The organism is Sphaerisporangium sp. TRM90804, from assembly GCF_029846175.1.
In the GTDB taxonomy this organism is placed as follows: domain Bacteria; phylum Actinomycetota; class Actinomycetes; order Streptosporangiales; family Streptosporangiaceae; genus Sphaerisporangium.
The window spans coordinates 263,526-289,240 of record NZ_JARWAC010000002.1; the positions used below are offsets into that span (position 1 = coordinate 263,526).

The 25,715-nt window shown below is 73.8% G+C and carries 25 protein-coding genes; 11 read left to right on the forward strand and 14 right to left on the reverse strand.

The window, feature by feature from the left end; all coding sequences use genetic code 11:
* Positions 1-28 precede the first annotated feature (28 nt).
* Positions 29-949, forward strand: a complete 921-nt coding sequence (locus PYR91_RS02860) for an SCO2521 family protein (protein WP_279777169.1) — start codon at positions 29-31, stop codon at positions 947-949.
* The gene (locus PYR91_RS02865) at positions 946-1,914 is read left to right on the forward strand and encodes a hypothetical protein (RefSeq protein ID WP_279777170.1); all 969 of its coding nucleotides are present in this window, start codon (positions 946-948) and stop codon (positions 1,912-1,914) included. The genes PYR91_RS02860 and PYR91_RS02865 overlap by 4 nt, the downstream gene beginning before the upstream one ends.
* 124 nt (positions 1,915-2,038) lie before the next feature.
* Here the strand turns inward: PYR91_RS02865 and PYR91_RS02870 are convergent, their stop codons facing one another.
* On the reverse strand, positions 2,039-3,232 hold the full coding sequence (locus PYR91_RS02870) for an FAD-dependent oxidoreductase (protein ID WP_279777171.1): 1,194 nt from the start codon (positions 3,230-3,232) through the stop codon (positions 2,039-2,041).
* Positions 3,233-3,891: 659 nt separating this feature from the next.
* Here PYR91_RS02870 and PYR91_RS02875 point away from each other — a divergent pair.
* Complete coding sequence (locus PYR91_RS02875; RefSeq protein ID WP_279777172.1) at positions 3,892-4,842, forward strand: Gfo/Idh/MocA family oxidoreductase; 951 nt, start codon at positions 3,892-3,894, stop codon at positions 4,840-4,842.
* 107 nt (positions 4,843-4,949) lie between these two features.
* Here PYR91_RS02875 and PYR91_RS02880 read toward each other — a convergent pair whose 3' ends face one another.
* Genes PYR91_RS02880 through PYR91_RS02895 form a run of 4 tightly spaced genes read right to left on the reverse strand, consistent with a single transcriptional unit; the run spans position 4,950 to position 8,599 of the window.
* A complete protein-coding gene (locus PYR91_RS02880; RefSeq protein WP_279777173.1) occupies positions 4,950-5,495 on the reverse strand; it encodes a hypothetical protein in 546 nt (181 codons plus the stop codon).
* Positions 5,492-6,271, reverse strand: coding sequence for a carbohydrate ABC transporter permease (locus PYR91_RS02885; protein ID WP_279777369.1), 780 nt, complete (start codon positions 6,269-6,271; stop codon positions 5,492-5,494). The genes PYR91_RS02880 and PYR91_RS02885 overlap by 4 nt, the downstream gene beginning before the upstream one ends.
* A 47-nt stretch (positions 6,272-6,318) precedes the next feature.
* A complete protein-coding gene (locus tag PYR91_RS02890; RefSeq protein WP_279777174.1) occupies positions 6,319-7,272 on the reverse strand; it encodes a sugar ABC transporter permease in 954 nt (317 codons plus the stop codon).
* 58 nt (positions 7,273-7,330) lie between these two features.
* The gene (locus PYR91_RS02895; RefSeq protein WP_279777175.1) at positions 7,331-8,599 is read right to left on the reverse strand and encodes an extracellular solute-binding protein; all 1,269 of its coding nucleotides are present in this window, start codon (positions 8,597-8,599) and stop codon (positions 7,331-7,333) included.
* A 383-nt stretch (positions 8,600-8,982) separates the two neighbouring features.
* Here PYR91_RS02895 and ccmA point away from each other — a divergent pair, with 383 nt between their 5' ends.
* Positions 8,983-9,609: a heme ABC exporter ATP-binding protein CcmA gene (gene ccmA, locus PYR91_RS02900; protein WP_279777176.1), complete on the forward strand. Its 627-nt coding sequence runs from the start codon at positions 8,983-8,985 to the stop codon at positions 9,607-9,609.
* Positions 9,610-9,650: 41 nt separating this feature from the next.
* A complete protein-coding gene (locus PYR91_RS02905) occupies positions 9,651-11,114 on the forward strand; it encodes a DUF6297 family protein (protein WP_279777177.1) in 1,464 nt (487 codons plus the stop codon).
* A 24-nt stretch (positions 11,115-11,138) separates the two neighbouring features.
* On the opposite strand, the gene PYR91_RS02910 is transcribed toward PYR91_RS02905, so the two are convergent.
* From PYR91_RS02910 to PYR91_RS02925, 4 genes are all read right to left on the reverse strand, one after another.
* Positions 11,139-11,858 carry a VOC family protein gene (locus PYR91_RS02910; RefSeq protein WP_279777178.1) on the reverse strand — a complete coding sequence of 240 codons (720 nt, stop codon included), beginning with the start codon at positions 11,856-11,858 and terminating at the stop codon, positions 11,139-11,141.
* A 77-nt stretch (positions 11,859-11,935) separates the two neighbouring features.
* Complete coding sequence (locus tag PYR91_RS02915) at positions 11,936-12,490, reverse strand: PadR family transcriptional regulator (protein ID WP_279777179.1); 555 nt, start codon at positions 12,488-12,490, stop codon at positions 11,936-11,938.
* A gap of 64 nt (positions 12,491-12,554) precedes the next feature.
* The gene (locus tag PYR91_RS02920) at positions 12,555-12,986 is read right to left on the reverse strand and encodes a PPOX class F420-dependent oxidoreductase (RefSeq protein WP_279777180.1); all 432 of its coding nucleotides are present in this window, start codon (positions 12,984-12,986) and stop codon (positions 12,555-12,557) included.
* Positions 12,987-13,044: 58 nt separating this feature from the next.
* Entirely contained in the window at positions 13,045-13,944 is a 900-nt protein-coding gene (locus PYR91_RS02925; protein WP_279777181.1) for an NAD(P)-binding domain-containing protein, read from the reverse strand.
* An 81-nt stretch (positions 13,945-14,025) separates the two neighbouring features.
* Between PYR91_RS02925 and PYR91_RS02930 the strand changes: the two genes are divergently transcribed.
* Positions 14,026-14,433, forward strand: coding sequence for a MerR family transcriptional regulator (locus tag PYR91_RS02930; protein ID WP_279777370.1), 408 nt, complete (start codon positions 14,026-14,028; stop codon positions 14,431-14,433).
* Between the two features lie 13 nt (positions 14,434-14,446).
* Here PYR91_RS02930 and PYR91_RS02935 read toward each other — a convergent pair whose 3' ends face one another.
* Both PYR91_RS02935 and PYR91_RS02940 read right to left on the reverse strand, forming a co-directional pair.
* Positions 14,447-15,076, reverse strand: coding sequence for a response regulator transcription factor (locus tag PYR91_RS02935; RefSeq protein ID WP_279777371.1), 630 nt, complete (start codon positions 15,074-15,076; stop codon positions 14,447-14,449).
* On the reverse strand, positions 15,073-16,368 hold the full coding sequence (locus PYR91_RS02940) for a sensor histidine kinase (RefSeq protein WP_279777182.1): 1,296 nt from the start codon (positions 16,366-16,368) through the stop codon (positions 15,073-15,075). Before PYR91_RS02940 ends, PYR91_RS02935 begins: the two co-directional genes overlap by 4 nt.
* Positions 16,369-16,480: 112 nt before the next feature.
* Here PYR91_RS02940 and PYR91_RS02945 point away from each other — a divergent pair, with 112 nt between their 5' ends.
* The 4 genes from PYR91_RS02945 to PYR91_RS02960 all read left to right on the forward strand — a co-directional run bounded on the left by PYR91_RS02945 (position 16,481) and on the right by PYR91_RS02960 (position 21,487).
* Positions 16,481-17,236, forward strand: coding sequence for an ABC transporter ATP-binding protein (locus tag PYR91_RS02945; RefSeq protein ID WP_279777183.1), 756 nt, complete (start codon positions 16,481-16,483; stop codon positions 17,234-17,236).
* 156 nt (positions 17,237-17,392) lie between these two features.
* Positions 17,393-19,864 (forward strand): ABC transporter permease, encoded by a 2,472-nt coding sequence (locus tag PYR91_RS02950; protein WP_279777184.1) that lies wholly within the window; start codon positions 17,393-17,395, stop codon positions 19,862-19,864.
* Positions 19,865-20,124: 260 nt separating this feature from the next.
* Positions 20,125-20,952 carry an NAD(P)H-binding protein gene (locus PYR91_RS02955; RefSeq protein ID WP_279777185.1) on the forward strand — a complete coding sequence of 276 codons (828 nt, stop codon included), beginning with the start codon at positions 20,125-20,127 and terminating at the stop codon, positions 20,950-20,952.
* A 211-nt stretch (positions 20,953-21,163) separates the two neighbouring features.
* Positions 21,164-21,487, forward strand: coding sequence for a type II toxin-antitoxin system PemK/MazF family toxin (locus PYR91_RS02960; RefSeq protein WP_279777372.1), 324 nt, complete (start codon positions 21,164-21,166; stop codon positions 21,485-21,487).
* 68 nt (positions 21,488-21,555) lie between these two features.
* On the opposite strand, the gene PYR91_RS02965 is transcribed toward PYR91_RS02960, so the two are convergent.
* Positions 21,556-22,611 (reverse strand): saccharopine dehydrogenase NADP-binding domain-containing protein, encoded by a 1,056-nt coding sequence (locus tag PYR91_RS02965; RefSeq protein ID WP_279777186.1) that lies wholly within the window; start codon positions 22,609-22,611, stop codon positions 21,556-21,558.
* Positions 22,612-22,706: 95 nt separating this feature from the next.
* On the opposite strand from PYR91_RS02965, the gene PYR91_RS02970 reads away from it, so the two are divergent.
* Positions 22,707-23,684 carry a helix-turn-helix domain-containing protein gene (locus PYR91_RS02970; protein WP_279777187.1) on the forward strand — a complete coding sequence of 326 codons (978 nt, stop codon included), beginning with the start codon at positions 22,707-22,709 and terminating at the stop codon, positions 23,682-23,684.
* 6 nt (positions 23,685-23,690) lie between these two features.
* Here the strand turns inward: PYR91_RS02970 and PYR91_RS02975 are convergent, their stop codons facing one another.
* Complete coding sequence (locus PYR91_RS02975; protein WP_279777188.1) at positions 23,691-24,023, reverse strand: Scr1 family TA system antitoxin-like transcriptional regulator; 333 nt, start codon at positions 24,021-24,023, stop codon at positions 23,691-23,693.
* A 23-nt stretch (positions 24,024-24,046) separates the two neighbouring features.
* Entirely contained in the window at positions 24,047-25,585 is a 1,539-nt protein-coding gene (locus PYR91_RS02980) for a glycoside hydrolase family 43 protein (protein WP_279777189.1), read from the reverse strand.
* Between the last annotated feature and the right edge of the window lie 130 nt (positions 25,586-25,715).

Here is a 25,715-nt window from a genome sequence, read left to right on the forward strand (position 1 = left end):
GGCGCCGGGCAGGAGGGGCACATTGCTGATGGTGGGGGAAGTCCAGACCGGGCTCCTGCAGAACTCCGGGGAGATCCCCGACTCGCTGAGCACCGAGCTCCTCGCGCTGGTGCGCGGGGAGCGGGTGCGGGTGTTCCGCCGGCCGATCGCCTACGCCGTGTCCCCCGACCGGCTGACCGGCGTCGACTGCCACCTCGCCTCGGCGTCCGGGGCGCGGGTCCGGGGGGTGGGCACGGTGCTGTCGCGGGCGTCGGTCACCGGGGGCCGGCTCGTCCAGGGCTCCTCCCAGGTGCGCGTCACGCGAGGCACGTCGAACCGGCGGCTCGCCTGGTCGCACTACATGGCACGCCCCGGCGTCGTGGAGGTGGTCGGCAAGGCGCGCGCCGCCGACCTCGCCGGAGGTTTCACCCTGGACGCCCCGCCGGCCGAGTCCCTCGACCTGGGGGCGGTGAGCGCGCGGTTCGTGGACGTGGTGCAGTCCTCCGCCCGGCTCGACCGCCGGGCGCCGTTCCGCATGGCGCGCACCCGGTTCCGCTGGACGGCCGAGCCCGGGGAGCCGGACGTCCGCCTGCAGCTGCGGGGCGACAACGTGCGCACGCTGCGCCTGACGCTGCCCGACCCGTTCGCGCCGGGCGTCGCCGAGCTGTGCGAGGACCTCGCGCTGCACGACTGGCTGCTCACCGCGCTGATCGAGATCGTCAGGCGCGCACGGCCGGGGAGCGTGGCACGGCCGGAGGCCGCGGCCCGGCTCGCCCCGGCCATCGACCACATCCTGCACCTGTGGATGCCCGCGGCCCGGGTGCAGGACTCCCTGCTGCACGTCTGGGAGAGCCTGGAGCACCGGCCGGGGTTCACCCGGCAGTGGCAGTCACTGGTCAACAGGGTTCGCGACCACGTCACGGTGGCTCTGCTCACCGTGGCCGGCGGAGACGGGCGGAGCGGAGATTGAGCGACACCGAAGGCAAGCGGTCCCCCCTGCACGAGCCGGTTCCCAAGACGCTGCGCAAGCTGCTGGTCACGCTGGCGATCGGCTCGCTCACGTACGCGCTGTCGGACAACATGGCGGAGGACCAGGCGTGGACCATCATGCTCACCGCGTTCATCAGCGGCGTGGTGTTCGTGGTGCAGTACCTGGTGGACGTGGACAACCAGCTCCAGGAGTCGCGTGTGGAGGCGCGGCGGCAGCACGAGAACCTGCACCGCCTGGTCGGTGACGGGCTGTCGCGCATCAACGAGGCGACGGAGCTGTTCCGGCTGGTGGAGATCTCGGCGCTGCAGATGGACGTGGTGACGCAGTTCCTGCGCAACGCCACCAAGGTGGGCGCCGACATGCCCGAGCTGGTGCAGCACTTCGCCCAGTCGGAGATCGCGCGCATGTCGTCGTTCCTGAAGGAGCTGGGCGAGGGGAGCGTCATCTACGAGGGCGAGGACCGCGACTGGCTGCTCGGCCTGGCCGGCAACGCCAGGACGAGCATCGACGCCCTCAGCCTCAACATCGTCGACCAGGGGCCGTCGGAGGCCGAGGGCGGCTTCTGGTTCACCGACCTCGGCGAGCGCTACCTGCGCATCCAGCAGGAGCTGGTCGAGCGGCACTGCCGGGTGCGGCGGATCTTCTTCCTCGACAGCCCCGAGCGGCTGCAGTCGGAGATGTTCCGCCGAATCTGGCGGCGGCAGGCCGAGATCGGCATCGAGGTGCGGGTCCTCACCCCGGCCGACGTGAAGACCTCGCTCGGCCTCAGCGACATCATCGTGTTCGACGACGTCATCACCTACGAGGTGACGCCGTCGCCGTCGATGGGCGAGCTGGCGGCGCACACCGTGGTCAGCACCCGCCTGGTGCTCGAACCGCTTCGCGTGGCGGAACGTTCCCAGCGCTTCAAGGAGCTGTGGGCCCTGGCGGCCACCCCGGAGTAAGGCGCCGCCGGGCGCGCGCGCCCTCGGAGATCCCAGCGGCTGCCACGACGGGGTGCGGCCGACGGGGCCCCGCCGGTGCCGTCCCGTCGCGCGCCGAGGGCCCGGCGGGTGCGGACCGCCCGCGTCAGGCTCGCAGTGACGGCGCGGCGGCGGCCGCGAGGTCGCGCTGGAGGGCGCGTTCGGGGGCGCAGACCGCGAGGCGCTCGGCCGTCTCGGCGTCCGGCGTCGTGCCGCTCATCACGACCGACACCAGCTCGGCGGTCGCCGGGGCGAGCGTGACGCCCAGGCCGCTGTGGCCGGTGGCGACGACGACACGGCGGTGCTCGTCGGCGTAGCCGATCAGCGGGCGCTTGTCGCCGCTGCCCGGCCGCAGGCCCGCCCAGTGCTTCTCGACCACCCACCCGGTGGTCGAGGGCATCAGCGCGGCGGCGCCGCGCAGCACCTCGTCGCGGCCCTTGGCGCTCGGCCGCAGGTCGTCGACGCCCGGCTCGTAGGTGACGCCCAGGGCGACGCGGCCGTCGGAGCGCGGCACCAGGTAGGGCGTCAGCAGACCGCCGTCCAGCTCGGCGTACACGTGGTGGCGCAGGGGGTAGGTGCGGGCGCCGGGCGGGCGGGCGTCCAGCGCCTCGCCCTTGACGGGGTACAGGAAGTGGCGGAACCGGGGCAGCAGCACGCCGCTGAGGTGGCCGGCGGCCACGACGACCGTCTCTGCGGAGATCACCGTGCCGTCGTCGAGCTCCACCTCGGCGCCGCCGGGGCCCGAGCCGACCCGCATGACCCGCGCGCCGAGCCGGACGCCGACCCCGACCGCGGGCAGGGCGCCGGCGAGTGCGGCCATGAGGTCGTGCGGATCGAGCGCCAGCTCGTCGGGCAGCAGGAAGCCGCCCCGGACGGCGTCGCTCAGCAGCGGCTCCAGCTCCTTGGCGTCCTCGCGGCTCAGCCGCACGACCGCGAAGGGCGAGGCCTCCCATTCGGGAAGCACCTTGTCGGTCAGGTGGGTCATCTCGTCGTCGTCGAGCGCCACCTGGATGTCGCCGCCGGTGAGCACCGGGACCGGCACCCTCGACTGGTCGGTGAGCCGGGCCAGCCAGGCGGGGTACAGGCGGCGGGTGAGGTCGATGACCGTGCTGAGCGGGCCGAGACAGGAGGACTCGGACTGGGTGAGGATGCCGCCCATGGCGGCGTCGGTGGCGCCGGAGCCGAGACGCCCGCTCGCGTCGAGAATGGTGACCCGGCGGCCTTCGGCGGCCAGCCTGTGGGCGACGGCGCACCCGATGACGCCGCCACCGATGACTGCGACCTCGCAGGTTTCTCTCACGAGAGCTCCACTACGCTACGCCGGGAGCCCACTCGGAGAGCGGCCCGGCCGTTCCGTCTGACAGGCGGCCGGCGCACCGGCGTTCCGGGAGGCTCGCAGCCCTGCGGAGAGGGTATCGCAACAATCTTGGAGAGTCGCTCCACCAACCGTCCAGGGCTAGGCGTCCGGCGCAGGGGCCTGTCGCTAGTTTTCAGGGGTCATCTCCCCTGGTTCTACCCCACCACACACGGTGCCCTACCCCACGAGGGCGTGTCTCCACAGTACATCACCCCTACCCTGACGCCCCTCTGACGCCGGACAGGCATGGATCCGCGTACGACTCGCACGGTCGCTCGACGAGATCGGCTCAGTGCGGAGGTGAGCCGACTTCGCGTGGGTCGTCACCGCCGGCGGGCCGGCTCCAGCTCTCGCGCCCGGCCTCGACGTCTACCGCTTCGGTGAACCCGGGAATGGCACCGATGACGGCGTCGAAGCGAGACGAAGTCACGGTTCTCTCACCCGGCTTCACGACCTCTACCATGGCCATCACGAGTAGGTGTTCGCCACGCGCTGTGCCCGGCCGGTTCCCGGCAGCCACTTCGCTCTCGCGCGAGCCGAGCCTCGACCGGGCCCACCCCGGGATGACGGCCACCGGATGACCCATGGAAGGCGAGGGCTTGATGAGTGGGGGGCTGCGGGTCGGGCTGGTGGGGGTGGGGATCATCTCGGAGACGCATCTCGCGGTGCTCGGGGAGCGGGGGGACGTCGCGCTCGAGTTCGCCGTGGATCCGCGGCTGGAAGGGCCGCTGGTGTTCCGGGGGGAGGAGGTGCCCTCGTACGGCGAGCCGGCGGGGGCGCTGGCGGCGCACGAGGTGGATCTGGTGGTGATCGCCACGCCCACGGACACGCACGCCGAGCTGGCCGTCCAGGCGCTCACGCTGTCGGCGGCGCGGGTGCTGGTCGAGAAGCCCCTCGTGCACGACCTCGCCTCGCTCGACCGGCTGCGGGCGCTGGACGAGGCGGCCGGCGTCCCGGGGCGGGTGTTCACCGCGTACCACTTCGCCTTCTCGCCGGAGGTGCTCTGGGCGGCGGGGCTGATGGCCGAGCACCCCGAGTGGGGCCCCGTCACCAACATCACCTCGGCCTTCTACGACCCGTACGTCGCGCGGGGCGAGCAGGCCTTCGCCTCCTACCTGTCGAGCTGGATGGACTCCGGCGTCAACCAGCTCAGCATGCTCGCCCGGTTCGTCGACCTCACCGCGCTCACCTCGGTCCGCGAGATGGACGGCGGCGCCGCCGCGTGGTGCACCTGCGAGTTCCTCTCCAGGGGTGAGCGCGGGCTCGCCCGGCTGCGCACGAGCTGGCTCGCCGGCTCCAGCAGCAAGGAGACCGTCCTGACCTTCGCCCGCTCCGGCGTCGAGATCTGGATCGACCACACCGCCATGACCGGCTTCGCCGCGCGTGAGGGCGCCTTGCTGGCCGCGCACGGCGACGACGGCCGCACCCCGAGGAAGGTGGCCCACTACCGGCCCCTCTACGAGAGCCTGCTGTCCGGCCGGCCCGACCCGGTGATGAGCTTCGCCACCGCCGCCAGGATCACCGAGCTGCACCACACGGCACCCGCCCGGTGAGCCCGCACGCGGGACGGGCAGGGCCGTCCGCCGCCTGAGGGCGGACCGGCCGGCGCGGCGAGCGGGCCGGACGCGGAGTGCGGGCCGGACGCCACCGGGCCGGCGGGTCAGGCGCGGGCGGGAGAGGTGCGGGCGTCCACGGCGGCGGCCGCCAGCACGAGCTGGCCGAGGGCCAGCGGGGTGACCAGGGGGAAGGTGGCGCAGACGACCGCGGCGACGGCGACCGCCATGGCCAGCAACCCGGTGCCGTACAGGTCGGCGCGGACGGCGTCGCGGGCCGCGCGCGGCCAGGCGTGTCCCGGCCGCCAGGCCGCGGCGCACCGCAGCGCGAGCGCGGCGGCGGCCAGCGCCACGATGGGGACGAGCACGGCGAGCAGCTGATGGCCGGGCAGCCCGGCGCGCACCGCCGTCCAGTCGAGCAGCAGCACCGCGCCGAGGCCGACCGGCGCGGCGAAGCCGAGCGGCCCGCCGCGGGCGACGGCGGCGAGCTGACGGGCGTAGGCGCGGGCGCCGACCGGCGTGCGCTCCGACTCGCGCAGCACGGCGCAGCCGGCGGCCACCGCGGCGAACGCGGTGACCAGCGGCAGCGAGGCGAGGAACACCATCAGCCCCAGCAGCAGGGACTCCGACAGCAGCGTGAGGCGGCGGCTCATCCCTTCAGCCCCGAGGTGGCCAGGCCCTGCACCAGGAAGCGCTGGAAGGCCGCGAAGAACAGCAGGATGGGCACGAGCGAGAGCACCGACAGGGCGAACATCGGGCCGAAGGAGGCGGCGCTCTCCTGCAGGTCGACGTAGCCGCGCAGCGCGAGCGGAAGGGTGAGCCGGTCGGGCGAGGACAGGTAGATGAGCTGGGTGAAGAAGTCGTTCCAGGTCCAGATGAACGTGAAGATCGCCGTCGTGATCATCGCCGGTTTGACCAGGGGCAGCGTGATGTGGGCGAAGATCCTGATCGGGCCGCAGCCGTCGATCCGGGCCGCCTCGTCCAGCTCGGCCGGGAGCTGCCGGATGAACTGCACCATCAGGAAGACGAAGAACGCGTCCGTGGCCAGGAACTTCGGCAGCACCAGCGGCCAGAACGAGTCGACCATGCCGAGCTGCTGGAAGATCGTGTACTGCGGGATCAGCACCACGTGCTGCGGAAGCATGATCGTGGCCAGCATGAACGCGAACAGCGGGGTGCGCAGCCGGAACCTCAGCCTGGCGAAGGCGTAGGCGGCAAGCGAGCAGGTGACCACGTTGCCGATCACCGCGCCGCCCGCCACGATCGTGGAGTTGAGGAAGTACCGCCACACCGGGGGGTCGGTGGCGCCGTCCAGCACCGACGCGTAGTTGCCCAGGGTCAGGGAGTCGGCCCACAGGCCGACGCTGGAGGCGATGCTCGCGTTCGGCTTGAACGAGCTGGCCACCAGCCAGAGAATCGGGTACAGCATCACGCCGAGTACGGCCAGGACGACCACGTGCCAGATCGCCCGCCGGATCACCGGTCCCCACCTCCGTAGTGCACCCAGGAGCGGGCCGACCGGAAGATCAGCGTGGTCACCAGCGCGATGCCCAGCAGCAGCACCCAGGCCATCGCCGAGGCGTAGCCCATGTCGAAGTCGACGAAGCCCTTCTGCCACAGGTAGAGCGTGTAGAAGAGCGTGGAGTCGCCGGGGCCGCCGGTGCCGTTGCTGACGATGAACGCGGCGTTGAACACCTGGAAGGCCCTGATGGTGTCCAGCACCAGGTTGAAGAAGATCACCGGTGAGAGCATCGGCACCGTCACCGACCAGAACCGCCGCCACCACCCCGCGCCGTCGACCGACGCCGCGTCGTACAGCTCGGCGGGGATCTGCTTCAGGCCCGCCAGGAAGATCACCATCGGGGCGCCGAACTGCCAGATGCCCAGCAGGACGAGCATCAGCAGCGCCAGGTCGGGGTCGGTGACCCAGCCTCCGGTCCGGACGCCGAAGAACGACAGGAACCGGTCGGCCGCCCCGTCGGCGGAGAACATCGCCCGCCACACCAGCGCCACCGCGACGCTGGCGCCGAGCAGGGACGGCGCGTAGAACGCCGAGCGGTACAGGCCCTGCAGGCGGCTGGCGCGGTCGAGCAGCAGGGCCACCGCCAGCGCCGCCAGGAGCTGCACCGGGACCGACAGGAGCACGTACTTCACCGTCGCCCAGACCGCGTTCAGGAAGTGGACGTCGGTCGTGAACATCCGCGCGTAGTTCTCGAAGCCGACCCACGACGGCGCGGTGAACAGGTCGTAGTCGGTGAAGGACAGGTACAGCGAGGCCAGCATGGGCCCGACGGTCAGCAGGACCACGCCCGCGACCCACGGCGACAGGAACAGGTAGGCCACGCCCGGCCGCTCCCCGTAGGAGGTGCGGGAGGGGACGGCGGGCGGCGCGGGCCGCTCCCGCTCCAGCGTGGACGGGCGCGCGCTCACCGCCGCCGCCCGCGGCGGGGGCCGGGGCGCCGCGCCGGGCGCGTCTTCTCGGCCGGCCTCATCCAGCGACGACCTGCCGGGCCTCGGCGTAGTACCGCTTGGCCGCGTCGGCCGGGGCCGCCTTGTCGTACATGACGTCCTGGTAGTACTTGTCGAACAGGGTGAACAGCGTGCCCGCGCCCTTGGGCGGCGCCGGCGGCCCGACCTTGATCTTGTCGGCGATGAGCTCCTCGTAGTCGTACACCTGCTTCCAGGCGCCGGTGAGCGACGGCGCGATGGCCGCGCGGTTCTTCATGTTGGCGGGCAGGCCGCGCGACATGCCGAGGATCTTGGCCGCGTCGGGGTCGTTGACGATGAAGTCGGTCAGCTTGAGCGCGGCCGCCCGCTGCTTGGTCCGGGCCGACACGCTGATCAGCATGGGCGGCTCGCCGTAGATGCCCGACTCGGCGCCCACCTGCGGCGGCGGCGCGAGCGCGTAGTCGTTGTCGTAGACCTCCCAGGCGTTGGGCGCGACCGTCGAGTCGGGCATGAACTCCGAGGCCGACACCTTGCGCAGCACCGGCGAGCCCGCCGGGTTCACCGCGGTGATCTCCCCGGGGGTGGCGGCGCCCGCCTTGCGGAACTTCGTGGCCATCTCCCACCAGGTGACGACGTCCTGCTCGGTGTACCCGAGCGCGCCGTCGGCGGTGTAGAGGCCCTTGCCCTGCTGGGACAGCCAGACCTTGAACCACGACTCGACGCCGCCGAAGTCGCTGGCGCCGAAGACCTTCCCGCCGGTCTCGTCGCTGACCTTCTTGGCGGCCTCGAAGTAGTCGTCCCACGTCCAGCCCAGCTCGGGCTTCTCGGCCCCGGCCTTCTCCCACAGCACCGGGTTGTAGACCATCACCATGGCGGTCTGGCCGAGCGGCAGGCCGTAGAGCTTGTCCTCCAGGGTGCCCAGGCCCATGACCTCCTGCTTGAGGTCGGCGGTCTTGATCTCCTTGCCGACGTGCGGCCGCATGTCGAGCACGGCGTCGCGCTCGGCGTACTCCCGCAGGTGCCGGTCGCTCATCTGCATGACGTCGGGCGCGTTCCCGCCCGCCGTCTCGGTGGCGAGCTTCTGGAAGAAGGCGTCGTAGATCGCGGTGCTCGTGGTGACCTTGATGTTCGGGTTCTTCCTCATGAAGAGCTGGACGGCCTCATTGGTGATCTTCGCCCGCTGCTCGCTCCCCCACCAGGCGAAACGGATCGTCACCTTGCCGTCACTCGGCGCGCCCCCGCCGCAGGCGGCCACGGCCCCCAGCAGGCCCGCCGCGAGCGCTCCCGCCAGGATCTTGCGTAAAGGCATGTCGGCTCCTTCGGAAAACGCTTTCCCGTAGTGTGGCGAAGAGCCTTGCCGACTTGGTCGTCAGCGCTGACAAGGCACCCCAGAAGCATCAGCGCACTACCGGCCCCGAGCGGTACCCCCGGCGTCCACCGGGTGTTACCGGGGATTAAAACGTTCTTCCCCACGATGCACAAGACCCACTCGTGAGATGTCCCGAGCCCCCCGAGACCGCCGTCCCGGCGCCGCCGGACCGCCGCCGCGGGAACGCCCGGCAGGCCCCCGCCGGGCCCCGCCGCCCGTCCGGGGCTGCCGCGATCGGCCCGGCGGATCCCCCCGCCGAAGGCGGCGGGGGTGAAACTTTCATCGGCCGGAGCCGGCGGCCGGGTGCGACGTAGGCTCGGGACATGTCAGACGTGATCATCGCCGCCCGCGGCGTCGAAGTGGAGCTGGGCGACGCTCCCGTGCTACGCGACGTCGGCCTCACGGCCGCCGCCGGGGAGATCATCGCCGTGGTCGGGGAGAACGGCGCGGGGAAGTCGACGCTGCTGCGCTGCCTGGCCGGCCTGCAGCCGCCGCTGCGCGGGAGCGTCGACGTCCTGGGCGCGCCGCCGGTCGACGCCGCCGCGTTCTGGAAGCGGGTCGTCCTGGTCGGCGACGAGCCCGCCTGGTACCCCGGTCTGAGCGTCGAGGAGCATCTGGAGCTGGCGCGCGCCGTCCACCGGGGCGGCCGGCTGACGGTGGGCGAGGCGCTGGAGACCTTCGAGCTGGCCGGGCGCGCCGACCTGTCCCCGCTGACCCTGTCCAACGGTCAGCGGCAGCGGCTGTCGCTGGCGATGGCCCTGCTCAGGCCGAGCCGGCTACTGCTGCTGGACGAGCCGGAACGCGGGCTGGACGCCGCGTTCCGGGCACGCCTGGCCACGATCCTGACCGGCTACGCCGCCGGCGGCGGCACGGTCGTCATGGCCACCCACGACCTGCGGCTCGCGACGGCCACCGGGGCCCGCCTGATCACGCTGGAGACCGCGTCGTGAACCCCGCGCGCGCCTACCTGCGTTCCCGTCGCGGACGGCGGATGACCTGGTCCGATCGTTACGCCGCGCTGTTCGGCCTCGCCCTGGTGGCGGCGGTGCTGGGCAACCCCGTCGTCGCGACCGTCCAAGGGCTGGCGGCGGGCGTCGACGCCGGGCGCATGGGCGCGGGGCTCGGGCTGCTCCTGGCCGCCTACGCGGGCTACCTCGCCCTCGCCCGGTTCCTGGGCCCCCTCGTGCTGCCCGCCGCCGACGCCGCCTGGCTGGTGCTGTCCCCGCTGCCGCGCCGCTCTGTGCTGGGCAGGGCGGCGTCCGTCCTGCTGGCGGTCGCGGCGGCGGCGGGGGCGGTGCTCGGCCTGGCCGTGCCGGCCGTGCTCGGCGTCCCCGACGACCTGGCCGTCCGCCTGACGGCGGCGCTGGTGCTGGGCCTGGGCGCGGCGGTGGGCGGCATGGCGACGGCGGTCCTCGCGCAGGCGTCCCAGACATGGGACTCCTGGCTGCTGACGATGATCGCGGGCGCCGTGCTGCTGGCCGCCGCGGCGGCCCTGCTGGGCGGCGGCCCCGGCCGGCAGGTGCTGCTCGCCGTGGCCGGCGCGCCGGTCGCGGCGGTCGTGGCGGCGGCCGGCCTGGCGGCCGCCGTGACCGCCGGGCTGCTGCGGCGAGCGTGGATCGCGCTCGACCGCATCCCCGCCGCGAAGATCCTCAGCGCCTCGGCCAGGGGCGGGCGGGTGCTCTCGGCGGCGGTCACCATGGACACCGGCGCGCTGACCTGGGTCGCGGAGGACAACCACTGGCGCGGACGGGTGCTGCGCTCCCGCCCCTGGCCCGGGTCGGCCCCCCGGAGCGCATGGGCCGCCGGCCTGGCGCCGGCCTGGCCGGAGTGGCGGCGGGCCGGCAGACGCCCGGGACGGCTGGCGCTGTTGCTCGGCTCCACGGCGCTTCCCGCCGTCGCCGCGCAGGCCGCCGGAGGCATGTCCGCGCTGCCGGTCGGCGTCCTGCTCTGCGGGGCGCTGACGGCGGCCGTGGCGTTCACCACCGGCGCCCGCCGTGACGGCGACAATCCCTCGCTCGCCCGGCTGCTGGCCGTCGGCCCGCGTGCCCTGATGGCGGCGCGCGCGGTGCTTCCCGCGTTGGCGGCGGCCCTGTGGTCGTCCCTGGCCCTGGCCGGGCTGGCGGCGGCCGGCGCCCTGCCCGGCGGCCCGTGGTGGCTGCTGGGGCCGGCGACCGCTCCCGCGATGGCCGCGGGAGCGCTGCGGATGGCCCGCAGGCGTCCGGCCGACCACTCGATGCCGGTCATCGAGACGGCGGGCGCCGCGCTGCCGATGGGGCCGATCATCTGGGCGCTGACCGGCGCCGATCTCGCGCTGCTCGGCTGCCTCCCGGCGCTGGTGGCGCTCACCGGCCCGTCCGCGTCCCTGACGGCGTCCGTGATCACGCAGGTGCTCGCCGGGGCCGGGGTGCTCACCGCCTACCTGCTCCGCCAGGGCCGCGGGGCGGGCGAGGGCTGAACCGCCGCCGGGCCGGGGGCCGGTTCAGCCGGCCGACAGGATGCGCTCCAGGTCGTCCGCGCCGGCCAGCGACCCGGCCAGCCGTTCGCGTTCGGCGGCGTCCAGGGTCAGCTCGCGCACGCGGGCGAGCAGCTCGCCCGCCCGCTCGCGGTCGGCGAGGGTGAGCGCGAGCTCGGCGCGGTAGAGCAGCGCCTCCACGAGGTCCGCGTTCGGCGGGTCCTGGGCGCGCGCCAGCGCGCCGTCCAGGACCTTGGCGGCCTGACGGTGGTCGCCGTGGGAGTCGCCGATGACGACGGCGTTCCGCAGCGCCTCGGCGAGCCTGCCGGGCGCCGGCTCCTCCGGCTCGGCCGCCTTCGCCGACGGGAAGATGCGGATCCAGTTCCCGCCCGGGTCGACGACCGTGAACCCGGCGAGGTCGCCGGCGTTCTTGCGCTTCCTCGGCCTGGTCATCCGGGGGATCCCGGAGATCAGAAGCTTGCCGTACGCCGACCGCATGCCGTCGGCGAAGGCCTGGAACAGGGCCCCGGTGTCCGGGACGGTGACGACGCACGAGCCGTAGGAGTCATTGGGCTCGAAGCCCGGCATGCCGAAGAAGTGCAGGTGGAGATCTTCGCGACGCAGCGCGAGGTACGGGTTCGGACGAACCTGACGGAACGTCCTGGTGAACCCCAGCACGAGGTAGAACTCCTCGACCTCGTCGATCGATCGGCAGGGCAGTATCGGCACGGTCGTCTCGTCGGCCATGAGGCTCCTCCGGTCGGCAGTAGTCAAATTGTACTACTGCAAGCCCGACCGGCGGGGCTCCCTCCGGCACGCCTCCGTCAGGGGACGCGCGGATCCCTCTCCAGGCGTTCGATCAGGCCGCGGGTCCACTCGGCGCCGCCGGCGGTGAAGTGCGCCCACAGGCGCATGATCTCGGCGACCGGCTCCCAGCTCCCGGACTCCGCGCCGCCGGGCGTCAGGTGGGGGGCGACCTCGGCCCGCCACCCGTCGAGCGCCGCGACCCGCTCCTTGAGCAGCGCGATCGCCTCTTCCCTGGGCAGGCAGTCGAGGAACCCCACCCCGGCCGTCAGCTCGTCGATCTTCTGGTCGTGCCTGACCAGGGCCGCGCGCAGCAGGCTCAGGAACTCCGCGTCCCCTTCGGCGGTGAGCTCGTACTCCGTGCGAGGCGGCCCGCCCGCGGCGCTCGGCGCGCTCTCGTGGGCGCGCAGCAGCCCCTGCTTGGCCATGTGCCTGAGCGCGTGGTAGATCGACCCGGGCTTGGCCGTGGACCACTCGTGCGCGCCCCAGCTCTCCAGATCACCGCGCACCTGGTACCCGTGCGCGCGCCCGCGCCGCCGCACGGCCCCGAGCACCAGCAGCCGGATGGCCGACATCCCCGCTCCCCCTCCGGACGACGGTAACCGCACTTTACCGGCCGGGAGGGGGCGAGCCGCGGCGTCAGCGCAGGCTCTCGCCGTACACGTGGTCGACCGTCATCGCCATCAGCACCCTGCGGTCGGACACCATCACCGACCGGTACTCCTCCCAGTCGGGGTGTTCGCCGGAGGCCCTGCGGTAGTAGTCCACCAGCGCCTCCACCTCGGGACCGTTCGGGTCGGAGCCGGGCCCGGTGAGCGTCGCCGTGCCCTCGGCGGTGGCCCACGCCCGGCCGTCGGGGCTGGTGACCTCCAGCGTGGCCCGGGGGTCGCGGCGCAGGTTCGCCGTCTTGGCCCGTCCTTGCGTCATCGAGACGTAGATGACGCCGGCCCGCGGGTCGTAGAAGGGCAGCACTGGTGAGAGCTGGGGGCGGCCGTCCGACTTGATCGTCGCCAGGACGCCGAGCCTGCTCTCGGCGAGCAGCGCGCGGGGGTTGAACGGTGTGTCGCTCATGTCCACGCCAATCGCGACCGCGTGCCGTCTATTCCCCGGACGCCGGGCCCGCGGCCCGTCACGGCCGCGCCTGCGAGGGCGTGCGGAACTGCTCGATCAGCGCCGCGTAGCCGCTGCCGCCGTGCCCGTCGGCCACGGCCCGGCCGGCCAGCGCCTTGACGAACCTCGGCAGTTCGGCGCTGACGCCCAGGGCCTCGCTCTCCTGGACGACGTGCTCCATGGCGGTCAGGTGCGTGTCGATGGTGGAGTCGAGGGGCGGGTACGCGCCGTCGTCGATCTGCCGCGCGTAGTCGGGCACCCAGCCGGCCACGGTCTCGATCCCGGTCTTCACGATCGGCGCGAACGCCGACGCGTCCACGCCGGATGCGGTGAGCAGGGCGGCGCCCTGCAGGAAGCCGTTCAGGACGCCCCACATCGCGCTCAGCACGGCCACCTCGTACAGCCCCGCCAGGCCGTGGTCGTCGCCGATGTGCGCCGTTCCCGCGGCGAGGACGCCCAGGGCCCGCTCATGCGCGTCGAAGGCCGGGCGCGGCCCGCTGTAGAGGATGACGGCGTCCGCCGTGCCGATGCCCTGGGGGACGGCCATGATCGCGCCGTCGAGGTAGGCGCCGCCCCGCCGCGTCACCCACTCGCCGGTCTCACGGGCCACCCCCGGCGTGCCCGAGGTGAGGTTCACCAGCACCCGGCCGTCGAGGATGTCGCCCAGCGGATCGAGCAGCTCGCGCACGGCCGTGTGGTCGGAGACGCAGACCACCACGAGCGGGGCGGCCGCGACGGCGTCTCGGGCCGACCCGGCGAGCCTCGCCCCCCGTGCGACCAGCTCCTCCGCCTTCCCCGGCGTGCGGTTCCACACGGTCGTGCGATGCCCGCCGCGCAGGAACGCCCCCGCCAGCGCCCGGCCCATCAGGCCCAGGCCGATGACCGTCACGGGAGTGCCGCCGGTACCGGGATCCTCCATCAGATGCCCCCTTGTGTGATCAGCAGGTGATGGAAGAATCATCGACGTTCACACCGATATGAAGGTCAAGGGGGAGTGAGCGTGCTGATCGGGGAGCTGAGCCGCCGCACCGGGGTCCACACGCACCAACTGCGTTACTACGAGACCCAGGGCCTGCTGGAGCCCGCCCGCGGCGCCAACGGCTACCGCGAGTACACCGACGACGCCGTCCTCACGGTCACCCAGATCAGGAGGCTGCTCGAAGCCGGCCTGTCGACGCAGGAGATCGCGTTCCTGCTTCCCTGCGCCACCGGCGCGACCCCCGACCTTGAGCCCTGCCCGGAGCTCCTGGACACCCTGCGGGCACGCCTGCGCGGCCTGGACGAGCACGTGGACACCCTGAACCGCTCCCGCCAGACCCTGCACGAGTTCATCGACGCCACCGAACGCCGCGTCTCTCCCTACCACCCGGCGTCCGGCTCCCCCGCCCGGCAGCCGGCCCCGGCGTGACCGCGAGGCGGGCTCACGCCCGCAGGTAGGCCAGCACCGCGAGGACCCGGCGGTGGTCGTCGGCGGCCACGGGCAGGCCCAGCTTGGTGAAGATGCCGTTGACGTGCTTGGCCACCGCGGCCGGCGAGACGTCGAGCCGCCGGGCCACGGCCGCGTTCGACCGGCCCTCCGCCATCAGCGCGAGGACCTCCCGCTCGCGCGCGGTCAGCCGTTCGAGCGGGACGAGCGCCCGGCGGCGGCTCAGCAGGTGACGCACCACGTCGGGGTCGATGACCGTGCCGCCCCCGGCGACCCGTTCGAGCGCGTCGACGAACTCCGTCACGTCGCCGACGCGGTTCTTCAGCAGGTAGCCCACCCCGGCGCCGCTGTGGACCAGCTCGGTGGCGTAGGTCTGCTCGACGTACTGGGACAGCACCAGCACCGGCAGCCGGGCGTGGCGGCGGCGCAGCTCCAGCGCGGCGCGCAGGCCCTCGTCGCGGAAGTCGGGCGGCATCCGGACGTCGGTCACCACGACGTCGGGCACCTGGCCGTCGACCGCGGCGAGCAGGCCGGCCCCGTCGGCGACGGCCCGCACCTCGTGGCCGAACCGGGTCAGGATCTCGCGCAGCCCCTCGCGCAGCAGGGCGGAGTCCTCGGCGATCACGATGCGCACGGCAGCTCCACCCTCAGCACGGTCGGCCCGCCCTGCGGGCTGGACAGCATGATCCTGCCGTCCAGCACCGACACCCGGTCGGCCAGGCCGAGCAGCCCGGTGCCGCCCGCCGCGTCCGCGCCGCCGACCCCGTCGTCGGCCACCTCGACCACCAGGCGGCCGTCACCGTGTTCGACCGTCACCCGGGCCCCGGTGGCGCGGCTGTGCCGCGCGACGTTGGTGAGCGCCTCGGCGACGACGAACCAGGCCGCGGCCTCCACCGGCTCGGGCACCCGCCCGGGCGCCCGCACGTCCACGTCGACCGGCACGGCGCACCGTTCGGCCAGCTCGTCCAGCGCGGGCGCCAGGCCCCGGTCGGTGAGGACGTGCGGATGTATGCCGCGCACCAGGTCGCGCAGCTCGGTCAGCGCCTGGTTGGCCTCGCCGTACGCCCGCTCTACCAGATCGCGGGCCGCCGGCGGCGCGCCGGACAGCTCCAGCCGGGTCAGGCCCAGCGTCATGATGAGGCCGGTCAGCCGCTGCTGGGCCCCGTCGTGCAGGTCGCGCTCGATGCGCCGCCGCTGGGCGTCCGAGGCGCCGAGGATGCGCGCCCGGGAGCGGCTCAGCTCCACCATCTCGGCCCGTAGCGACTCGTCGGGGCGGCGGGCGAGCATCGACCTGGTCATCGCCGCCCGCCCGGCCGCGTACGCGGTCGCGAGGTAGAGCACCACCGGCAGGACGACCAGCCCGGCGGCGCTGACCAGCGCCGCCCCCGGGCCGTCGGCCACGTCGAGCCAGAGCACCTCCAGCGGCAGGTACTCCGGCGGGGTGAGCAGGAGGACGAACGGAAGCCCGGCCATGTACACCGCGCACAGCACCAGGGCCGCCACGGCGAAGTCCACCCAGGCCAGCCCGAACGAGAACAGCAGCCCGTAGCCGAGCTCCCGCCACGTGCCCGTCTCGCGAAGCCGGGTGCCGAACCAGGCCCACGCGCCGCGGCGGCCGGGACGGCGGTGCGTCGAGAGCGCGGGCGCCCGGTCGACGAGCCGCAGGCGGCGGCGCTCCACCCCGCTGAGCGGGATGCCCGCCAGCAGCACCAGGACCCCGGCCGCCGGCACGCACATCAGCGCCAGGACGCCGGCCAGCCACAGTGCCGCGACCACGACGCCGGACAGCAGGTAGGCGAGCGATCGCCACGGCCACCAGGAGCCGAGGAACCGCAGGGGGTGCCCGGCGAGCGCGAGCCACGCGGTGCCCGCGGCGGCCGGGCCCCGCGGGATCTGCTGGGGGAGGACCTCGGCCATGGCCACAGCCTACGAGCACGGGCCGCCGATCCGGACGGGGTAACGCCAGCACTACCCCGCCGGGTAAGCCGGCGCCAGTGACGCCGGGCCGCCTCCTCGCGAGGCTGGGCGCGTGACCACTGACGACCAGGCCGTGCGGCTGCGTGACGTCCGGAAGATCCACGGCGCCAAGGGCGCGACGGTCAGAGCGCTGGACCGCGTGTCGTACGACTTCGCGGCCGGCTCCTTCACCGCCGTGATGGGCCCGTCCGGGTCGGGCAAGAGCACGCTGCTGACGTGCGCCGCGGGCCTGGACCGCCCGACCTCCGGTGACGTCCTCGTCGGCGGGACCCCGCTGAACGACCTGGGCGAGACGGAGCTGACCCTGCTGCGGCGGCGGAGAATCGGGTTCGTCTTCCAGCAGTTCAACCTGATGCCCTCGCTGACCGCCGAGCTCAACGTGGCGCTGCCCCTGATGCTGGCCGGGCGCCGTCCCACACGGGCCGAGACGCGCGACGCCCTGGCGGCGGTCGGCCTGGGCGAGCGGGCCGGGCACCGCCCCGGCCAGCTGTCCGGCGGGCAGCAGCAGCGGGTCGCGATCGCGCGTGCGCTCATCACCGGACCGGAGGTTCTGTTCGCCGACGAGCCGACCGGCGCACTGGACTCGGCCACCGGGCGCGAGGTGCTGGCGCTGCTGCGGTCGGTGGTCGACGACCGCCGCCAGACGGTGATCATGGTCACCCACGACGCCGTGGCCGCGTCGTACGCCGACCGGGTGGTCTTCCTCTCCGACGGCCGGATCGCCGGCGAACTGCCTGACCCGACGCCACGGGCCGTCGCCGAACGGATGACCCGACTGGAGGTCACGGCGATCGGAACGGCCGAATGACGACCATCGCACGGCACACCCAGAACGCCCGCCGAGCGAGCCCCACCGGCTCATTCGCCGCCATCGGAGCGCCCGAATGACGACGTTCGCACGGCACACCCAGAACGCCCGCCGAGCGAGCCCCACCGGCTCGCTCGCCGCCATCGGAGCGCCCGAATGACGAGGATCGCATGGCACACCCTGAAGGCCCGCTGGGCGAGCTTCGCCGGATCGTTCGCGGCGCTCTCGCTGGGGGTGGCCCTCTTCGCCGCCGCCGGACTGACGCTCGCCGCGGTGATCGGCGGGCCGGTCGAGCCGCCCCGGTGGTACGTGACCCCGTCGGTGGTGGTCGCCGGCCCGGACGGCGGCGGCGTGACCACCCGCGACCCGGACGGCCCCGCGGCCAACCCCGGCCTGCCCCCGGGCGAGCGGGGCTTCGTGCCCGAGGGCGCGGCCGGCGCGCTGTCGGCGGTGGAGGGCGTGGCCGCCGTGGTCGTCGACCGAGCCGGCTACGCGGGCTTCGGCGGCGCCACCGAGGCGCATCCGTGGACGGCCGCCGCGCTGCACCCGTACCGGATGACGGCCGGCGGGCCGCCTACGGGCGACGGCGAGGTGGTGCTCACCGCGCCCGCCGGGCAGCGGCCCGGCGACGCCGTCGTCGTGGCCACCGCGGACGGGCCGCGGCGGTTCGTCGTCAGCGGGGTCGTCGAGACCGGCGCGCCTCCCGCGCTGTACGTGACCGAGGCCACGGCCGCACGGCTGGCCGGGGGCCGGGTGGCGGCCGTGGCGCTGCTCGCCGCGCCCGGCGCCGCCCCGGAGGCGATCGCCGGGCGGGCGGCGGCCGTCCTGCGCGGGGAGTACCCGCACCTGCGGGTGCTGACCGGCGACGACCGGCGCTCGGCCGAACCCGACCCGGACGCCGGGCTGCTGGTCGCCACCGTCTCCCTGGTCGGCAGCACCGCCGGGCTCGCCGGGTTCGTCGCCGCCTTCGTGGTCGCGGGGACGTTCGCGTTCACCGTGGCGCAGCGAAGGCGCGAGTTCGCCCTGCTGCGCACCGCCGGCGCCACGCCCCGCCAGGTGCGCCGGCTCGTGCTCGGCGAGGCCGCGCTGGTCGGCGTGCTGGCGGGGGCCGCCGGCTGCGCGCTCAGCGCGGTTCTCGCCCCGGCGTTCGCCCGCTGGCTGGGCGGCAACGGTCTCGCGCCGGCCGGTTTCACCACCGGGTTCGCCTGGTGGCCGCCGGTCGCGGCGGCCGGGCTCGGCCTGGTCGTCGCGCTGGCGGGCGCCGGGGTCGCCGCGCGGCGGGCCGGCGCGGTACGGCCGATCGAGGCGCTGCGTGAGGCGGCGGCCGAGCACCGCGGCATGACGGCCACCCGATGGGTCTTCGGCCTGGCCCTCCCGGCCGGGGTCATCCCGATCGCGCCGTTCCTGGCCACGCCGGAGGGCGGCGCGTACCTGCTGGTGGTGGTCATGCTACTGATCCTCGGCTGCGCGCTCCTGCTCCCGGTGCTGATGCGCCCGTTCGCCTGGGCGCTGACGCCGGGCCGGGGGCCGATCGCCGTCCTGGCCCGGGCCGGGGTCCGCGCCGAGAGCCGGCGGTACGCCTCGGCGATCGCGCCGGTGCTCGTCACGGTCGGGCTGGCCGGCGCCTCGCTCGCGGGCACCGAGACCATCTCGGCGGCGCAGGCCGCCGGCCTCCGCGCCCAGCTCACCGCACCGCTCCTGGTGGTGCCCGCCGGCGAGGCCCGGCTGCCCGACACGGTGGCCCGGGCGGTCGAGGGCGTGCCCGGGGTGACCGCCGCGGCGCGGACGAAGGCGACCACGGTCTTCGACGCCGAAGGGGGCACGATCAAGCAGCGCGCCGCCTGGTACGTGGACGGGCCGGCGGCGGCCCGGGTGCTGCGGCTTCCGCCGCGGTCGGGCTCGTTCGGCGACCTGACCGGCGAGACCGTCGCGGTCAGCTCGTCGATGGCCGCCGGTCACGGGTGGAAGGTCGGCGACCGGGCCGGACTGTGGCTGAACGACGGGGCGCAGTCCTCGCCGCGCGTGGTGGCGGTGCTCGACGACCGGCTCGGCATGCCCGACGTCCTGCTCCCCTGGTCCCTCGCGGCGGCGCACTCCGCCGTCCCGCTGCCCGACTCGGTGTACCTCGCCCTGGCGCCGGGCGCCGACCGCGCCGCCGTCGAGGCCGCGGTCGTGCCCCTGGGCGGCGCCGTGGAAGGGACCGGCACCCACCTGGCCGCGCTGGACGAACGGTTCGACCGGCTGAGCCGGCTCTCCCTGCTGGCGATCCTCGGCATGGCGCTGGTGTACACCGCGATCGCCATCGCCAACACGCAGCTCATGGCGACCACCGGCCGGCTGCGCGAGCTGCTGACCCTACGGCTGGCCGGGGCGACCCGCCGGCAGATCCTGGCCCTCGTCGGCCGGGAAGCGCTCACCGTCAGCGCCGTCGGCGCGCTCTTCGGCGCCCTCGTCACCGGAGCCACCCTGACCGTCGTGCACGCCGCCCTGAGCGGCCTCGCCGACTCCGTCCCGACCCGGGTGCCCTGGCCGGTGCTCCTCGCCGTCACCGCCTCGTGCACGATGATCGCCTTCACCGCGAGCGTCATCCCCGCCTCCGTCGCCCTGCGCCGAACAGCGCGAGGCTAGACCGGCCCGACATCCGTCCCCCCACGCCGGACGGTCAGGTGACGGGCTGCGGAGGGCCGCGGCCGTGGCCCCGCGCCGGACGGTGACGGGCTGGGACGGTCATGGGAGGTCAGGTGACGGACTGGGCGGCCCGCGGCCGAGGGCCCGCGCCGGATGGTGACGGGCAGCGACAGGTCCGGGGAGTCCTAGGTCGATGGACCGATGCGGCGGGCGGGCGATGGGACGTAGCGTCGGCGTCTCATCCACAGAAGGGCTGTTCGATGACGTTTCTGGTGACCGGGGCGACGGGCGCCGTCGGCCGGCACGTGGTCGGCCACCTGCTCCGCGCGGGCCGGAGGGTGCGTGCGCTGACCCGGGACCCGGCCAAGGCCCGCCTGCCGGAGTCGGTGGAGGTCGTGCGCGGCGACCTCGCCGACCCCGGAACGCTGTACCCGGCCTTCGAGGGGGTCGAGGGCGTGCACCTGCTGACCGCCGGCGGCGACGACTACGCCACGCTGCGGACCGGGCCGGAGCTGGCCGAGCTGGCGCGGAAGGCGGGGGTGCGCCGCGTCGCGCTGCTGTGGAACGGCCGGGTGGGCCCGGTGGAGGAGGCCTTCGCGGCGAGCGCCGTCGAGTGGACCAGGCTGCAGCCGGTCGACTTCATGAGCAACACGCTCTCCTGGGCGCCAGCCATCAGGGCCCAGGGCGAGGTCCACGTGCCGTTCGCCGACGTCCCCGGCGGGATCGTCGACGAGGCCGACGTCGCCGCCGTCGCCGCGACGGTGCTCATGGGCGACGGCCACGCGGGCGAGACCTACGTGCTGACCGGCCCAGAAACGCTCACCCAGCGCGAACGGCTGGCAGCGATCGCCAAGGCCACCGGCCGCCCCCTCCGCCTGGTAGAACTCACCCGGGAGCAGGCCCGCGAGCGATGGCGGGAGGCGGGCCACGGCGAAGAACTCATCGACCTGCTCACCTCCTGGCAGAGCAACCCACCCCCCGAGTCCACCGCCATCTCCCCCGCCGTCCGCGACCTCACCGGCCGCACCCCCCGCCCCTTCGCCGCCTGGGCCACCGAACACGCCCCCCACTTCACCCCGAAGACATAGAAACGCGGCTGCGCTTCCTCGCCCCTCGACGAAGGCATCTCACCCGGCGGCCACCAGCACGAGCCCGGACCATCCGGATCCTCAGAGCGCGTACCGCGATCAGCGCGAGACGCCCCCTCCCGGGGGAGACGGCCCGCGACCGTCCATGTCAGCCTCGCAGCCCAAACCACGCGCATTACGCTTAGCATCTGAGTGACTACGCCAGAAGACTCTGCGCGGTGACATGCACCGCATGCGCTCACCACGCGAAGCGGTCGGTCATGAACAACGCGGCGAGCGCTTCGCCGTACTTCTGCAATCCGACGCGCTCGCCGCACTGTCTACGTTGATCGTCGCGCCGACGTCCACGAGTGCCCGTCCAATGAGCTTCCGTCCCGAGATCGAGTTCAACGGCAAGACGCCGCGCGTCCTCGTCGATCAGCTCAAGGCGGTCGACTCATCCGGACTCGGCGACTTCGCAGGACGGTTGGACCGAGTGGAACTCGTTGAGATCGACGAAGCACTTCACCTCATGTTGGGTCTGCTCACGACCTAGCGATTCGCGGCACGGGCGGCGCGCGTCCAGCACCGACAGACCATGATGCGCGTCGTGGACGGCGGAGGTCAGCCGGTGGGGAGCATCAGGTCGTCAAGGGGGAGGGAACGCAGGAAGTTCTCGGGGTCGAGGAGTTCACCGGCGGTGGCGGTGCCGGTGGCTCGGACTCGGCCGGTGAGGATGCGCTCGGTGGCCTCGACCACGATCGGGGCGGTGACGGCGTAGATGTCGCGGCCGAGGGCCGCCGCGCGGCGGTGTTCGTAGCCTCGGCGGACGACGACCTCGACCAGGAAGACCTGGGCCGATCGGCCGTCGGGGCCGGCGGCCTGCGGGCCCTTGGTCTCCGGGTCGCCGAGGTCCTTCAGAGGGGTGAGGTTCAGGTAGGCGTCGATGCGCGCGGTGTCCAGGTGCTGGGAGACGGTGACCACGTCGGTGGTGGAGAACTGCCCCACGACCTCCTGGGGCCCGAACGGGTCGGGGAACGTCCAAGTGCTTCTCGGCGGCGGCTCGTCGCCCGCGAGGACCCGCAGGTGGTGGTCGGCGAAGACCACCCGCCGCCCGGCGCGGCGCTCGCCGGCCAGCAGGGTGCCCCGGGTGGGGTGCCAACTGTCCAGGGCGACCGCGATCGAGATCTCGTCGGCCGCCGGCCAGTCGCCCATCGCGGCCGTGGCGAGCAGGTCGCCCAGCGCGCCGTAGAACGCCATCACCGGCGCCACCACGATGCCCGCCTCCTTGACCCGCGGGTCGTCCCGGTAGGTCTCGAAGGTGCCCATCGCGACGAGGGCCTCGCCGGTGACGTCCAGGTAGTGGATACCGGCGCGCAGCGCGGCCTCGATCATCGGCGGCGCGGTGTCGCTGAACGGCCCGGCGCAGTTGATCACCGCGCCCGCCCCGGCGATAGCACGGTCGAGCGAGGCCTGGTCGTCGGCCGAGGCCACCCGCCACTCCACGCCGGGATGAGCGGTGGCGGCCGCCTCCAGCTTCGCCGCGTCCCGCCCGGACAGCACCGGCGTCCAGCCGCGCTCCAGCAGCTCCGCCGTCACGAACCGGGCCGTGTGCCCGTAGGCGCCGAACACCGCGACCACCGGCTTCGCCCGCCCGGGGCGGTTGTCGGTCCGCGTCATCAGATCTCCTCCAGCGTGGGGACTGGTTCCGATCCTGCTGAGCGGCGCCGCCGGGGGCCACCGTCCAGGCCGTCAAGCTGCGCTAGGTTCGCGACATGCGCGCCCATCACGTCGTCATGGCCGTCACCGACGACATGCCGATCTTCGAAGCGGCCGTCCCGTGCCAGGTCTTCGGCGTCGACCGGCCGCACCTGGCCGACCCGTGGTACCGGTTCTCGGTGGTCCCGGTCGGCGACGCGCCGGTGCGGCTGAGCCCGGGATTCACCCTGTCCCCGGTGAGTCGCGGCTGGGATCTGGGATCGACGGACACCCTGGTCGTCCCGGCCTGCGAGAACGTGCACGACGACCCGCCGGCGGAGCTGGTGGACCTCGTCCGGGAGGCGTATCGGCGAGGGATCCGCATCCTGTCCATCTGCTCCGGCGCGTTCGTGCTGGCCGCCGCCGGGGTGCTCGACGGGCGCCGGGCCACCACCCACTGGCTGCACGCCGACGAGCTGAGCCGCCGCTACCCCGCCGTCCGCGTCGACCCGTCCGTGCTCTACGTGGAGGACGCCAACGTGATCACCTCCGCCGGGACGGTGGCCGGCATCGACGCCTGCCTGCACGTGGTGCGGGTCGACCACGGCGCCGCCGTGGCCGCCGAGCTGGCCCGCCGCCTGGTCACCCCGCCGCACCGCGACGGCGGCCAGGCCCAGTACCACCGCCCCGCCTCGCCCCCGCCCCGCGGCGACTGGCTACCCGCCCTGCTCGACTGGGCCGCCGAGCACCTGCACCTCCCCCTGTCCACCGCCGCCCTCGCCGCCCAGGCCAACGTCAGCGTGCGCACCGTCGAACGCCGCTTCGCCGAGGCACTCGGAATGTCCCCGCTGCGCTGGCTCCTGCAGCAGCGGGTGCGCCGGGCCCAGCAGTTCCTGGAGACCAGCGACCGCCCCATCGCCTGGATCGCCACCACCTGCGGCTTCGGCGGCCCCGCCAGCCTGCGCGCCCACTTCGCCCGAACCGTCGGCGTCTCCCCCACCACCTACCGCCGAACCTTCCACGAACGCCCCGCCGCACCCCGAGTCGCCAGCTGAACGCCACTACCGCTGCGGGACGTGCGCGTCAATGGCCTGCCGCTCCATCCGCGCCGCGACAGCGTCAACGTCGTCTCCCAGAAGGGCACGGGCGTACCCCTCGGTCTGAAACAGCCCGGGAACCATCAAAGGCTGATAGGTACGGAGCGCGATGGCGGCCTGCTCCTTGTCCCGCCACTTCCCGAACCAGTGCGGGAACGCCTGCCCCCTCCTCCAGTCGAGCAGTCGCGACAGAGTCCCTTCCGTGTCGAGGACCTCGTCACAGCACTGGGCGAACTCAGGGCTGGCGGGCAGTTGGCCGGTCTCCACCCCACTGATCAGCGACTCACTGAAGTGCACCTTCTCCGCGAGCTGGTGGCGGGTCAGTGGGGTGGGAGTTCGTGGTATTCGAACCAGTCGAAGTCGGCGACGTTGCCGCCGGCCGTGCCCTCGCCGGACAGGTACATGCCGACGTAGGCGCCGATGAAGCCTCCGGCGAGGGAGGTGCTGAGCACCCGGCCGTCGACCGGGTCCCCCAGCGGGCGCCACTGGCCGGGCTCGGTGGCGTACAGCATCTGGTAGTCCTGCTCGTGCGCCTCCACCCCGAGCCAGACCCGCCCGGCCGGCACGTCCGCGACGACGAGGGTGCGGTCCACGCCGTCCTCGCGCCTGATCACCTTCAGCCCGTCCGCGTGCAGCGCCAGGACGATGTGGTAGTCGTCGTTCTGCACCAGGGCCAGGCCCGCGCGGTCCTCGCCCTTGGGCGTGAACTCCATCGCCGCGTGCGCGGCGAAGTGGGCGTGCTGCTGGCGGCGGGCGATGAGGCTCGGGTTCGACCGGTCGGTGAGCGACTCGGGGCGGCCCCGCAGCCGCAGGAACCCGGGCCGCTCGGTGAGCGTCCAGTAGGGCTCGCGCGGCGTGCGCAGGTGGTTCCAGAACGGCGCGAGCCACTCGGCGTCGAAGTGGTCGCAGGCCGGCGGGGCCGGCCACCGGTGGGCCGGCAGGTCGGGCGCCTCGGCGGTGAGGCGCACCTCGTCGGCGAGCGGCCAGCCGTCCTCCCAGCGGACGCGGGTCAGGAACGTCTCGCGGCCCAGGTTGTAGTGGTAGCCGCCGTACGGCCGCATGGCGAGCAGCACCATCCACCACTCCCCGGTCTGGGTCTGCACCAGGTCGGCGTGGCCGGTGCCCACGATGGGGTGCTCGCGGCCGAGGTTGCGGTGGGTCAAGATCGGGTTGCGCGAGCTGCCGGTGTACGGGCCGGTCACCGCGGAGGCCCTGGCGACGCTGACGGCGTGGTCGTGCTCGGTGCCGCCTTCGGAGGCCAGCAGGTAGTACGCGCCGTCCACCTTGTAGATGTGCGGGCCCTCCGCCCAGACCGCGCCCTTCACCGCCCCGTCCCACAGCACGTGCTCGGGGCCCACCAGCTTCATGCGGTTCAGGTCAAGCTCGCGCAGCCAGACCTCGGTGTGGCCCTCGTGCCGCGGCGACCGGGCGGGCCGGGCGCCGTGCACCCACGCCCGGCCGTCGTCGTCGAAGAACAGGGACGGGTCGAAGCCCTCGGAGTCCGAGAGCCAGTAGGGCTCGCTCCACGGCCCGGCCGGGTCGGCGGCGGTGACGACGAAGTTGCCCGACTCCATGAGGCCGTCCACCAGCGTCGTGATCATGTAGAAGACGCCCTCGTGGTGCCGCAGCGTGGGGGCGTAGACGCCCCCGCTCGGGCGGACGCCGTCCAGCGGGAGCTGGGAGGCGCGGTCCAGCACGTGCCCGATCTGCCGCCAGTGCACCAGGTCCTTGCTGTGGAAGATGGGCACGCCGGGGAACCACTCGAAGGTGGACGTCACCAGGTAGTAGTCCTCCCCCACCCGGCAGACCGACGGATCCGGGTGGAACCCGGGCAGGACGGGATTGCTGAATCGCACCACGCGCCGCGTACTCCTTTTCGCTATTCGCCCAGTTCCAGGACCCCCCGGCCCGCCGTGCCCAGGGACGAGCGGCCCGAGGAGTCGTTCCAGGTCACCGCCGAGTGTCCGGCTCGCGCCGGGTTCGTCCCGG

Bases quoted from the DNA above. Each gene is read 5' to 3' on its own strand.
- PYR91_RS02860 (WP_279777169.1), top strand. From the start codon at position 29: ATGGTGGGGGAAGTCCAGACCGGGCTCCTGCAGAACTCCGGGGAGATC.
- PYR91_RS02875 (WP_279777172.1), top strand. From the start codon at position 3,892: ATGAGTGGGGGGCTGCGGGTCGGGCTGGTGGGGGTGGGGATCATCTCG.
- PYR91_RS02880 (WP_279777173.1), bottom strand. From the start codon at position 5,495: ATGAGCCGCCGCCTCACGCTGCTGTCGGAGTCCCTGCTGCTGGGGCTG.
- PYR91_RS02885 (WP_279777369.1), bottom strand. From the start codon at position 6,271: ATGCTGTACCCGATTCTCTGGCTGGTGGCCAGCTCGTTCAAGCCGAAC.
- PYR91_RS02895 (WP_279777175.1), bottom strand. From the start codon at position 8,599: ATGCCTTTACGCAAGATCCTGGCGGGAGCGCTCGCGGCGGGCCTGCTG.
- ccmA (WP_279777176.1), top strand. From the start codon at position 8,983: ATGTCAGACGTGATCATCGCCGCCCGCGGCGTCGAAGTGGAGCTGGGC.
- PYR91_RS02905 (WP_279777177.1), top strand. From the start codon at position 9,651: ATGACCTGGTCCGATCGTTACGCCGCGCTGTTCGGCCTCGCCCTGGTG.
- PYR91_RS02910 (WP_279777178.1), bottom strand. From the start codon at position 11,858: ATGGCCGACGAGACGACCGTGCCGATACTGCCCTGCCGATCGATCGAC.
- PYR91_RS02915 (WP_279777179.1), bottom strand. From the start codon at position 12,490: ATGTCGGCCATCCGGCTGCTGGTGCTCGGGGCCGTGCGGCGGCGCGGG.
- PYR91_RS02920 (WP_279777180.1), bottom strand. From the start codon at position 12,986: ATGAGCGACACACCGTTCAACCCCCGCGCGCTGCTCGCCGAGAGCAGG.
- PYR91_RS02925 (WP_279777181.1), bottom strand. From the start codon at position 13,944: ATGGAGGATCCCGGTACCGGCGGCACTCCCGTGACGGTCATCGGCCTG.
- PYR91_RS02940 (WP_279777182.1), bottom strand. From the start codon at position 16,368: ATGGCCGAGGTCCTCCCCCAGCAGATCCCGCGGGGCCCGGCCGCCGCG.
- PYR91_RS02950 (WP_279777184.1), top strand. From the start codon at position 17,393: ATGACGAGGATCGCATGGCACACCCTGAAGGCCCGCTGGGCGAGCTTC.
- PYR91_RS02955 (WP_279777185.1), top strand. From the start codon at position 20,125: ATGACGTTTCTGGTGACCGGGGCGACGGGCGCCGTCGGCCGGCACGTG.
- PYR91_RS02965 (WP_279777186.1), bottom strand. From the start codon at position 22,611: ATGACGCGGACCGACAACCGCCCCGGGCGGGCGAAGCCGGTGGTCGCG.
- PYR91_RS02970 (WP_279777187.1), top strand. From the start codon at position 22,707: ATGCGCGCCCATCACGTCGTCATGGCCGTCACCGACGACATGCCGATC.